This is a genomic window from Enterococcus sp. AZ040 (assembly GCF_050499185.1).
Classification (GTDB): domain Bacteria; phylum Bacillota; class Bacilli; order Lactobacillales; family Enterococcaceae; genus Enterococcus_D; species Enterococcus_D entomosocium.
Window position 1 is genome coordinate 2,208,562 of record NZ_JBMHEW010000001.1, and the last position, 12,321, is coordinate 2,220,882.

Genomic DNA, 12,321 nt, shown 5'->3' on the forward strand with positions numbered 1-12,321 from the left:
ATAGTTTAGAAGCACATTAGCTCACTCTTGTGAAACTAAAAAATAAAATAACTAAACGAACACACTGTGTACCAAAATTCTAGCAAATTTATTTCTTTCCAACAAATTATAAACACGATAAATAATTAAAAAAACACTGAATTTCACCTTTCAAAACACAAAAGGTTTATTTTATAAACAAGCAGAAATTATTTATATTTATCTTATAAACAAATGTATAATGATAAAATATTGCTTTTTTTCGTCAGTTAACCTTTCTTTTTTTTATGTTTAATCAATATAATGAATACGATTTCAATTGCATGTTTATACATCTGGATAGAGAAAAATGATGATTGTGTTTTTTCATGATTTTAACCTCGTTTTTTACCTCCGCAAATAAAAAAACAAAAATAATTTAGACGTTTTTTCACGATATCACCTAAAATAACTCTTGCTAACGAAAAAAAGGAATCGAAACGCTCGCAGAAAGTTCTGTGAAAAAAGAATGAAACTATTCTATCAAAATCAACGTAGCACTATTATGAACGATTATTTCTTCAGTTGCTCTTCGCTGCTTTTCATCCTCACCTAGTTATTTGGTCCTACATTTCGGACGTAAGCGTTCATTCTACTCGAAGCGGTTATACTTGTTGGTAAGAAGGAAACACCGGTGCCCAGTTGACTTCTTCTAATACGACTTAAGGAGCAACAAACGATGCATTGGCTAGTAATGATTTTTCTATTGATCTGCCTCAGTTTTGTCTAAAAAAGCGTGAGAACCGAATGTTCTCACGCTTTTCTACGATCCCCCTCTGAGGATCCTCTATCACAAAGATTACTGAACGATTTCTTCCACCAAATCAAGGAAAGTCTGAAATAAAAGACCTTTTAGATTCCTCTATTGGCTTTACTTTACTATAATGGGGATACAAGATCTCATTAATTCAACGAGAGCGGAGGCTTTCTTATGTATGGCGAAACGATCAGACAAATCCGATTGAAAAAAGGCTTCACCCAAAAAGAAGTCTATGGCACGATTATTTCAAAGTCTTATGCCATCGAGTTCGAAAAAGGCAAGCATCAAATTGCTGCCAACCTTCTGTTGCAAATTTTAGAAAATCTCTCAATGGATATCGACGAATTTCTCTATATCGCGAATGGCTATCGCCTGGATGAGCAAAACAGCTATAATCATCGGTATAATCAATATTCAAACAAACACGATCTGCCAAATTTACAAAAGCTGTTACAGGAACTACAACAAACCACTAGTAGACTGAACAATATCCGTATTGCAGAGGTTCGCTCGCGAATTCGCATGCTACAATGCTTGGCAGAACATGGGGTCTATCGACAAAGTGCTGTTTTAGAATGCGATCGCCAAACGATCACTTCTTACCTCATTGATGTTGAGAGCTGGACGTTACAAGAAATCCAACTATTTGGCAACACCATCGATCTTCTGGACAACGACCATAATTTCCTCTTTTTCAAAAAAGTATCCAAGATGCTCGAGTACTACATCGATATGGAAAAAGGTCGTGAAATCTACTGCGCCTTGCTGATCAATTTGATTGAATATACGCTAAAACACCAGCAGTACGATGCGACGGAAGTTCTCGTTGTCCAATTGAAACTTTTAGCGACAGACTACAAAGAATTTTTCCACCAAACCGTCTGCAAGTTTTTCCAAGGCGTGTTGCTCATAAGAACCGGCGATCAAAAAGCTGGTGAAACGATCACGCAAAAGATGTTGGCTATTATGCGAGAACTGGATCAAGAAGCCCTTGCCGATGATTTTGCTTTACTATTGGATGAAGATTATCTCCGAGCATTTGCCTCCTCCGAGTGATAAAGCGGCAACTGCAGCGTTCGTTTTTAAAAAAAGGAAGCGATGATTGCCATCACTTCCTTTTTGAGCTATTAGCTAACACTGCGTTCATCTGTGGCACCAAAGTATTGATACATTGGTTTTTGTTTGCCATTGAGCAACTGATCCACCGTCACAAATTCATAGCCTTGCGCTTTCAGCGTTTGAATAATACCAGGTACGGCTTGAACGGATTTCGGATGAATATCATGGAGCAGAATTATTGAACCATCGTAGACATTATTTTGTACGACCTTCAAAATTTTGTTCGGATCTTTTAGCTTCCAATCCTCGGTATCAACACTCCATTGAATGATCGATTTTCCTGCCGCTTGGGCGCTCTGTTGATCGATCGCCCCATACGGCGGGCGCAAATTCTTAGGTAAGACTCCTGTTGCCTGATAGATTGCTTTGTCAGTTTTGGTTATTTCCGCTTTGACATCCTCCGGCGACAACGTATTTAATTGCGGATGTGAATAGGAGTGACTGGCAATTTCATGCCCTTCCTCATGGACTTTTTTCGATACTTCAGGATATCGATCCACCATTTGTCCTAATTCAAAAAACGTTGCTTTGACATCGTTGTCCTTTAAAATCTTCAAAAGATCTAATGTGGTTGTGTCGTTAGGGCCATCATCGAAAGTCAGTGCAACATATTTTTTGTTTTCGTCCAATGTCGATTGTTGCTCTTTCAATTGATCCGCGTTAACAAGTTCCGGATCAATAAACGGTGCAATCTCTTTGTACGCCAACGTGATCTCAGATACACCAGTTTGATTTTGTGGCAACTGAATCGTTATTTTTTCAGGATCATACGTAAATTTCGACTCATAGGTGATTCGATCCATCGCCAAGACCGCATCAATGACTTTATCAGGTTCCTTGGCTTGGTCTAAAATCTTTTGCTGAATGACTTGCTGGATCCCTAGCAAGCTGCCCTCGTCTGGAACCAAGTCTTTCAAGGATAATTCATTGCCGGTTTTCTCGGAAATAAAAATTGGATCGGCAACCACGCTATCCGCATCTTCAAAGCGACCAGTTTCCCGGTTCCAAACATAGCTGTCCGCTTTTAAAGAATAGGTTGACACTTTCGATGCGACCGCTTGTGCTTCAATCCGAGCAACGGTGACTGTCTCTTTATCTGTGTGTTTTTTGCATAATTTGTTCGCCATGGTCGACAATTTCTTGCTTGCATCTTTGACAGGAATCGTACTTTCTTCTTTTGGTCGGAAAATCAATTCTTTCTTGTCCCCATTAGACAATGTTTCGAGTTTTGCTGGGATTCCCTCTTTAGCTTGTTCTTCTTGGATCGATGCCAATAACTTTTCAGCAGCAGCCTCATATTTTTCCCGTGCCAAGGCTTCTTGCTGCTTCAACGTGAAAGCAATATAGCCGCCAGTGGCGATAATGACGATTGTCAGCAGCGTCATCAATGAAAAGAGATACTTGCGATGGGTTGGCTTCTTTTTAGAAACTTGACGATTGGTGGTTTGCGTGCGTCTTGCCGTTCCCGTTGTTTGCTTTTGATGTGATTCGACCCTTGAAAAAGGTGCTTGTTTTTCAGACGTCGCTTCTTTATGTTGTGAATTATTTGAATAATTGCTTGATTTCTTCATAAACATTCTCCCTAAAACATAATAACGTAAACAAAATGTAACATAAGCGTAATAATATTTCAACAGTGTTACAGAGATTCTTATAAACTTCTCTTTTTGTTCACCATTTTTGAGAATTGTTCTAAGAAATCTTTTATTCTGATACTAATAAAAGCAAGCCTATCAGCCATGATATCGTATTCACTCCGTTTTATTTTCGTTTAAAAATAATGAGAGATATCTTTTTGTACTTTGATGTTTTTTCTGTTTATAATTCAGCGTGTGGCAATTACTTTAAAGGATGTGTTCAAAATGAAACACAAGTCAGCAACGTATTTATTTATTCTTACATTAGTCATCGGTTTAACCTATCAAATGCTTCCCTATACACCCCTAAGCGATTCCGTTTTATCCATCATTGGTACTGTATGGAATGTGATTTTGGCATTTGGTGCAGGGTACTTTCTCTTACGAAGGACCTTTTTGGAACAATTCAAGCATTTTCGGTTCATCGTTTTATTATGGGGTGTGCCTTTCGTCATTTTGACTGGCGTGTTCTTTTCCTTTATTTATGCCGCTATTTTTGGACAACCAACAACTAACTCGATCGGCGAAACCATCACTGTCCAAATGGTCTTTTTACAAGTACCCTTCATGTTGATGGGAGAAGAGTTGCTTAGTACCAATCTCTTGTTAGCTTTACAGAAAAAAGGATTCTCTTTCCTCTGGTCTTCCATCATTTGCAGTGTGCTGTTCGCTTTGTGGCATATCCCAGCGTACGGTTTTCATCCAGCACAATTATTGATCACCTTGATGCCCGCAAGATTGGCACTCAACTACGTCTGGAAAAAATCCAATAGTGTTTGGGTCAGCTGGATCTGTCATTTTCTTTATGATGGACTCGGTTTTATTTCATTCTTTCGTTAAATAATCAAAAAAAGGACAGCTGAATCGTAGCTGTCCTTTTTTGATAGTCAGTAACGCCTTTCCCCAATGACTTACTTGATCGCTATTTTTGCTTTCTGAAATAAAGCCAGCTTGCTGTGGCGACGAAGCACAAACCAACTACAAATGGGAACAACGTCCCCTGCTCATCGGTTTGCGGCAATCTTTGCGCAGAATTGCTTTTTTTCGAAGTGACAGTCGCTGTTGGGTCTTTTTCTTTTTTATCAGAACTATCCACTGTTGCTACGTTTTCTTTTGTATAAACATACGTCACAGTTGCCTCCTGCTTACCGAATGTGCCTTTGGCATTTTGCGGCAGCTGACTTCCGTCTAATATGTAGCCGTCGATTGTTAGTTGATATTTTTCTGTGCTGGCATCATAAGAGTCGCCTACGTTTCCACTGATCGTTTGTGAAGAGTGAATTTCTTTGCCTTCGGTGTCCACATACTCGACTGTTATATCCGCTGCTAGTACAGAATTTTTTGTGTAGATGTATGTGACAGTTTGTGCTGTTTCGCTAAACAAGCCTTTACTATTTTCTGGTAATTGACTTTGATCTAAGGTGTAGCCGTCGATTGTTAGTTGATATTTTTCTGTGCTGGCATCATAAGAGTCGCCTACGTTTCCACTGATCGTTTGTGAAGGATGAATTTCTTTGCCTTCTGTATCCACGTACTCCACTGTGACATCAGCTGCTGGTACCGGATTTTTCGTGTAGATATAGGTGACTGTTTGTGCCGTTTCTCCAAACACACCCTTATTGTTTTCTGGTAATTGACTTTGATCTAAGGTGTAGCCGTCGATTATTAGTTGATATTTTTCTGTACTAGCATCGTATGGGTCGCCTACATTTCCACTGATCGTTTGTGAAGGATGAATTTCTTTGCCTTCTGTATCCACGTACTCCACTGTGACATCAGCTGCTGGTACCGGATTTTTTATATAGATATACGCAACTGTTTCCGCTGTTTCGCTAAAAATACCTTTACTATTTTCTGGCAACTGGGTTTCATCTAGAGTATAGCCTTCGATCGTTACTTTATATTGATGTGTGCTGGCATCGTATGAATCACCTATACTTCCGCTAATCGTTTGGGAGTCATGAATTTCATTGCCCTCTGTATCAACGTATTTTACTGTTATATCCGCTGCTGGTATCGGATTTTTTATGTAAATGTAGGTAACAGTTTGGACCGTTTCGCTGAATACACCGATACCATTTTCTGGTAGCTTAGTTTCGTCTAAAGTGTAGCCTTCGATTTTTATTTGATATTTTTCTAAGCTGGCATCATATGATTCACCTACATTACCGCTAATCGTTTGGCTAGCGTGTATTTCATTGCCTTCTTTATCCACATACTCAATCGTTACATCTGCTGCTGGTACGGGATTTTTTGTATACACATAAGTGACTGTTTGCACCGTTTCTCCAAACACTCCTGTGGTATTTTCTGGCAGTTGGCTTTCATCCAGTGTATAGCCGTCGATCGTTAATTGATAGTTCTCTGTACTGGCATCGTATGGATTGCCCACATTACCGCTAATCGTCTGAGAAGCGTGGATTTCGTTGCCTTCGGTATCTATATATTCGACCGTGATATCCGCAGCTGGTACGGCATTTTTTGTGTAGATATAAGTGACTGTTTGCACCGTTTCGACAAATACACCGATACCATTTTCTGGTAGTTTAGTTTCGTCTAAAGTGTAGCCTTCGATTTTTAATTGATATTGTTCTGTGCTAGCATCGTATGGGTCCCCTACATTTCCACTGATCGTTTGAGAAGGATGAACTTCTTTACCTTCTGTATTTACGTACTCGACCGTTACATCCGCTGCTGGTACGGGATTTTTTGTATACACATAGGTGACCGTCTGTGCTGTTTCTCCCAAGATACCTTTACTGTTTTCTGGTAACTTAGTTTCATCTAACGTGTAGCCATCAATTGTTAACTTATATTCTTCGTTGCTAACATCATATGGTTCACCAATCGTACCGGTCAAGGTCTGCATCTCATGGATTTCTTGCCCTTGACCATCAAGGTATCGGACATTTACCTCTCCAATTTGCTCCGGATCGACAATGACATTGACCACATGTGTGGTATTCACGCTATAGGAGGCTTGTCGAGCCATAAAAATTGCTACATAGGAACCTGGGTTGCTTGGGTCAACATTGGTGTAGTAAGGATAGATTTGCGAGTCAGAAATGCTTTTTTCTATATTGCCGCTAAAATTTAGTTTAAATGCCTCAATGCCTAATGCTTTGGTTGAGAAATCAAACGTACTGTTTACAGGAATATGAATCGTATCGGGACTGTTTCCAAAAGCATACTCCCCCGTAATTAAACGCTCGTAGAGTTCAAGTGTTTTCGTTTCCCCAGGCTGCAAGGTGATGGAATTTCCAACCGACGTGAATGCATAGTTTTGTCTTTGATTCGTGGTACCAACTTGCTTAATAATATAGCCACCTGAAGGAAGTTGAATTGTAACCTTTCCTGAACTGTCCGTGACTAACAATGTCACTTCACCAGATGTCGAGGAGGTCAATGTGAAATAAGCTCCTTGGATCGGTTGGTTTGAATTACCATCTAACACTTGAACCGTCAGGTGCCCATTGACAGCTCTTGCAGCTGAAGCATTAACAGATGAGGGGACCTTATCTACAGTGCTTACAGCAGAATCTTCTTTAATATCTGATTCAGAAATATTTTTTTCATTATCACTGTTGACTTGCGTTTGCTCGTTTTTAGCATCCACACTCGATGAAGTCATTGATGTCATCGCAGCATTATCTGCTTCCGTTGAATCATTTGTATCATTAGATGGTGTAGCTAGCTTTTCGTCTTGCTCCAACTGTTGGGAATCTGAAAAACCTTCGCTTTCCGCCATTACCTGAAATGCTGGCGTTACCACCGCAGCACTTAATAGGATTATTAAAGACATAATATGTTTAAATTTCTTTTTCACAATCTTTCACCTTAACCTTCTTTTTCAAAATTTAGACTTTTTTATTCAAGCTTTTTTCACGCCTGAAAATCATTATAATTTATTAAATTTTAATTTACAAACATTTTTTTATTTATCGTATGCTACACTCCTAGCTGAAGTTTTTAAGCGGACTCATGAAATGCCCTTTATCTTGTGTATACCTGATTCATTTATCATTGCACTACATCACCTCTTCAGAATTTTATAATTCAAGTACCCTTCCCTTCAAGCAAATCCAGTGCAAATCAGCGCAAAGCTTCTTTGCATCCTTGTTTTATCAACGATTTCCGTTTTCCGAAAACAGGACACTATTTTCACCTAAGATTTCCTTTCTTTTTTAAATGACTCATATAAAAATACCTCCTAATCTTCAAAAGAGATATTTTTTCAAATTTCCAACTCAGCATAATTGAATTAGGTATTATTTAAAAGAAAAAATCACTAACAATAATCGAGTTGCCGTGAATACCCAATGCGAAATTCTAAGCTAAACTCATTTTATTTTCATTTTTTGAAAACGAAGAAATACACTTGTGCATTTCTTCGTTAAATCGAGCTTTACAATTGTTTCTTTGAACCGCTTTATGATAGGATATGTCAGAAGGAGCATTGAAATGACTATAGCTGAAAAAATAAAAGAGAGTCGCTTGAAATTAGGACTCACCCAACAAGAAGTTTCCGAAAAATTATTTGTTACCAGACAAACGATCTCAAATTGGGAAAACAATCGAAGTACCCCAGACATCGATACATTGATCAAATTAAGTGATCTCTATCAAATCGATTTAGAGGCACTGCTGAAACCAGAACAATTAGCAGAAGAACCAGGAATAAAGCGTGAAGAAAAGAAACCAACCTTCCGCCTTCCTCTATATGTGCTCAATTTGACTGCAGTCGTCGCTTGCGTTTTCACCGACTTCTTAACACCTACAGGAACAATGACCCTATGGACAGCTGCTGCACATTTTTTGTTACTAGTTAATTTTGTCCTTTTATTCGTTTTTTTCCTCACAAAAAAAAGACCCCTCCCTGCAAAAACAATTGTCTTTGCATTAGGAAAAGGTCTGTTGATCTTAGCCATTATATTAGTTTTTACCCTTTGGTCGAATAAAGGAGCTTCCGCTGATGCGTTACATCTGATCGGCCATAATTATGGTCATTTTGTCTATTTGATGTTTAAAGCAATTGGGGTGATTTATTTGTTTGATTGGCGGAAGTTCATCTACTAAATAATTTAAGCAGTTTAAAAAACGCGTGTTTTTATTCTATTCAGATAAACAGTTAAAATCCATATTAAATAGAAAAGTACTCTGATATTTATACAAGATATCAGAGTACTTTGTTTTAAAACTCAGAAGGTTTTTCATTAGTTAAGCCAAAGCTGTATGCAATAGCATCTAAAATTCTCTGACTAGCAAATCCATCTCCGTATGGGTTTGAAGCTTTAGACATTTGGTCGTAAATATCATTATCTTCAAGCAATTCTTTGGCAGACACAAATACTTTATCTTCACTTGTACCAACTAATCTTAATGTGCCAGCCTCTATTCCTTCTGGTCTCTCAGTTGTATCACGTAAGACTAATACAGGTTTTCCTAAGGAAGGAGCTTCTTCCTGCACTCCTCCAGAATCTGACATAATCATATAGCTATGATTAGCAAAGTTTTGAAAATCCACCACGTCTAATGGTTCAATTAAATGAATTCGATCGCAATCAATCAAAGTTTCTTTTACGGTTTTTCGAACTATCGGATTCTTATGCATAGGGAATACCACATGTACATCATCAAAGCGTTCGACAATTCGATTTATCGCTTTGAAAACGTTCCTCATAGGATTTCCTAAGTTTTCTCTTCTATGCATTGTAACTAGTATTATTTTTTTATCTCCTATATCTGTTAATAAAGAATGACTATATTGGTCTGAAATGGTATATTTCATAGCATCAATAGCCGTATTTCCGGTAACGTAAATATCGCTGACATTTCTTTTTTCATTTATTAAATTCTTCTTACTCATCTCAGTAGGAGCAAAATAAATATCTGCTAAAACATCAGTGAGCTGTCTATTCAATTCTTCGGGAAACGGAGAGTACTTATTCCAAGTTCTTAGACCTGCTTCTACATGCCCAATTTTTATTTGATGATAAAAACTAGCTATTGATGCCGAAAAAGTTGTTGTCGTATCACCATGAACTAGAACAATATCTGGATTTGCTTCTTCCAGAATTTGATCCAATTCTTTTATTACGCGACTTGTTATACCTGCTAATGTTTGGCCATCTTTCATTATGTTTAAGTCATAATCCGCTGATAAATCAAAAATATTCATTACTTGATCTAACATTTGGCGATGCTGGGCCGTCACAGTTACAATTGACTCGAATCGAGGATCTTCTTCAATAGCTTTGACAAGTGGTGCCATTTTTATTGCCTCAGGCCTTGTACCAAATATTGTCATGATTTTAATTTTATTCATTTTATTCCTCTATTTTCGTTAAAGTTTGTATGAAAAATCAAATATGTTATGAGGATCCAAAACTAGTTTGTTTTTAAGCTTATCTTGTTGGGATTTTATTTGTGAATGTGGAACCATTACTACCACAATCTCACTATCATTAATAAAAGAATCAAAATCCATGATTTGACTCTGAACTACTCTATTATGAATCATTGGATCATAAACTCTGAAAGGTTCCGCGAAGTGCTCTCCCATTTTCTCAAACATTTGCACTGTTGGACTTTCTCGATAATCATCAACATCCTGTTTATAGGATAATCCGTAAATACCTACCTTTGACTTATCAGTAATTCCGTGGTCTTTCATTATGTCTGTAATTCTGCTTAAAACTAGGTCAGGCATAGATTCATTAACTTCTAATGCCGCTGAAATCAATTTCGTTAATCTTGGATAATCTCCAACTAAAAACCACGGATCAACAGGTATGCAATGTCCCCCCACTCCTGGACCAGGATTTAATATATTTACCCTAGGATGCATATTTGAAATTCTAATAATTTCATGAACATCCAGATTATCATATCTTGCTATTTTAGTTAATTCATTCGCAAAGGCGATATTAACAGCTCTAAATGTATTTTCAACAACTTTGCTCATCTCCGCTGTTCTAATATCAGTGCAAATAATTTCTCCTTTACAAAATGTTTTGTAGATGGTTTTAACTTTTTCAGCTATTTCCGGTAGATCAGCCCCAATTGTTCTTGAATTGTTCTCTAACTCATAAATCATTTGACCAGGTAGTATTCTTTCTGGTGCATGAACTAAGTGAATGTCCTTATTTAGTTCTAAATTAGAATCTTTTATTAATGGTCTAATAAATTTGTCTATTGTACCTGGAGAAACGGTAGACTCAATAATTAATATAGTATCTTTTTTGCATACCTTCAATATTTCTTTCGTTGCTGATATAACATAGGAAGGATCAATCTTTTTGTTTAATTTATCGTATGGTGTTGGTACTGTAACAATATAAACATCAGAAGCAATGTACTCATTAGTAAATTTAATATCTTTACTTATAGCTTCATTAAATAAATCTTCTAGTCCATTTTCTTCAAATGTTAATTCTTTTCTGTTTAGTTTGGAAACTAGTTCCATATTATAATCCGTACCAACTACTTTATTGTTATTTGCCGCTAAAATAAGTGACGTGGGTAAACCAATGTATCCCAATCCAATTATATTAATCATGAGTTATCTCCTCTACAGCTTAATCTAAAAATCACATAAAAATTTATGGCATATACAAAAAAATACATTAAAGATATTGCGCCTAAAAAATAGTATATATTAAAGTTGTTTATAGTGCTTACAAAAAATATAACTAGTTCACTAATGAATAAAAAAGACTGTATCCATAATTCAGTCTTTTGTTTTCCTCTAACAATATATGCGCTAGAAATAGAATCCACAATTAGTCTTATAGTAAACATTGGAGTTAAAATCTGTACAATTGTGCCCGAAACTACCCATTCCTGTCCAAAGATAATCGAAAAAAGACTAGGCGCTAAAATAAATAGTATAGTCATTGAAGGTAGAACAATTGCACATAATATCTTAACAGATCTTTTAAAAGTAGTGGACAATGTTCCGCTTATTAAATATTCATCACTAGCTTCCTTAAAAAATATTTTCGCAAAATTTGCACTCACAATCATAAATGGCAATCCAAGCATACGATAAGAAAAAGAGTAGAAACCTAACATTTCATTCGAATAACTATATGATATAAATAAATTTATAACTGAATATGTTAAGGTAGTAATTAATGCGGCAGGTGTATTATATAATGCTTGCTTGTAATTTAATTTAAAAACTTCTAATATTTTTTTTCTCGATATAACTTTTGCTAAATTTTGCTTATTTCTAATACTTTCAGATTGTTTCCAACTACCCGACACTTGGCTAATAAGCTGAGCAAAAATCAAGCCAAATTTAGTTAAATTAAATAATCCAAAAATAATAGTTAATACTGCCTGAACAGATGATTTAATAATAGTAACTTTTGAAAGTAATTTATATTCTGAATTACTATTATTCAGAGCAATTAATAAATTATTTGCTCCATAACTCATAAGAAGCAACAAAAGAACTAAAAAAACAAATATATTAAAATTTTGTTTAAAAACTATTTTACCATAAAAAAAACTAGCAAAAAAACTTATAATTATTGTTATTCCGCTACCTAATACCAGTAAATTCATTTTATTTATATATTTTGAATTTACTATAGCCATATCATACTTTAAACAAAGTATAGGTCCAAAAATAGACACAACAGTAGTGAATAATGTGTAATAACCAAAGTCAGATGGAGAAAAAATCTTGTTGTAAAAGGAGAAACTAATATAGTTATTACTTGAGATAATATTGAACCGGTTGCTAAAACTGAAACCGATCTAATAAATTTATCTTTTTTT

At 36.2% G+C, this 12,321-nt stretch carries 8 protein-coding genes; 3 read left to right on the forward strand and 5 right to left on the reverse strand.

The features are described 5' to 3' along the window. The first annotated feature begins 949 nt into the window (after window positions 1-949). Complete coding sequence (locus IGK63_RS10175) at window positions 950-1,834, forward strand: helix-turn-helix domain-containing protein (RefSeq protein WP_016620542.1); 885 nt, start codon at window positions 950-952, stop codon at window positions 1,832-1,834. A gap of 71 nt (window positions 1,835-1,905) precedes the next feature. Here the strand turns inward: IGK63_RS10175 and IGK63_RS10180 are convergent, their stop codons facing one another. Beyond that, window positions 1,906-3,468 carry a polysaccharide deacetylase family protein gene (locus IGK63_RS10180; protein WP_429947646.1) on the reverse strand — a complete coding sequence of 521 codons (1,563 nt, stop codon included), beginning with the start codon at window positions 3,466-3,468 and terminating at the stop codon, window positions 1,906-1,908. A gap of 234 nt (window positions 3,469-3,702) precedes the next feature. On the opposite strand from IGK63_RS10180, the gene IGK63_RS10185 reads away from it, so the two are divergent. Beyond that, window positions 3,703-4,374 (forward strand): CPBP family intramembrane glutamic endopeptidase, encoded by a 672-nt coding sequence (locus IGK63_RS10185; protein ID WP_016613494.1) that lies wholly within the window; start codon window positions 3,703-3,705, stop codon window positions 4,372-4,374. A gap of 82 nt (window positions 4,375-4,456) precedes the next feature. Here the strand turns inward: IGK63_RS10185 and IGK63_RS10190 are convergent, their stop codons facing one another. After that, window positions 4,457-7,360, reverse strand: a complete 2,904-nt coding sequence (locus IGK63_RS10190) for a MucBP domain-containing protein (RefSeq protein ID WP_429972493.1) — start codon at window positions 7,358-7,360, stop codon at window positions 4,457-4,459. 635 nt (window positions 7,361-7,995) lie between these two features. Here IGK63_RS10190 and IGK63_RS10195 point away from each other — a divergent pair. After that, window positions 7,996-8,610 carry a helix-turn-helix domain-containing protein gene (locus IGK63_RS10195; RefSeq protein WP_034872263.1) on the forward strand — a complete coding sequence of 205 codons (615 nt, stop codon included), beginning with the start codon at window positions 7,996-7,998 and terminating at the stop codon, window positions 8,608-8,610. 115 nt (window positions 8,611-8,725) lie between these two features. Here the strand turns inward: IGK63_RS10195 and wecB are convergent, their stop codons facing one another. Genes wecB through IGK63_RS10210 form a run of 3 tightly spaced genes read right to left on the reverse strand, consistent with a single transcriptional unit; the run spans window position 8,726 to window position 12,300 of the window. Next, window positions 8,726-9,859 (reverse strand): non-hydrolyzing UDP-N-acetylglucosamine 2-epimerase, encoded by a 1,134-nt coding sequence (gene wecB / locus IGK63_RS10200; RefSeq protein WP_016613497.1) that lies wholly within the window; start codon window positions 9,857-9,859, stop codon window positions 8,726-8,728. An 18-nt stretch (window positions 9,860-9,877) separates the two neighbouring features. Continuing rightward, a complete protein-coding gene (locus tag IGK63_RS10205; protein WP_016613498.1) occupies window positions 9,878-11,092 on the reverse strand; it encodes a nucleotide sugar dehydrogenase in 1,215 nt (404 codons plus the stop codon). After that, entirely contained in the window at window positions 11,089-12,300 is a 1,212-nt protein-coding gene (locus IGK63_RS10210; RefSeq protein ID WP_429947922.1) for an oligosaccharide flippase family protein, read from the reverse strand. The genes IGK63_RS10205 and IGK63_RS10210 overlap by 4 nt, the downstream gene beginning before the upstream one ends. Window positions 12,301-12,321: the final 21 nt, after the last annotated feature.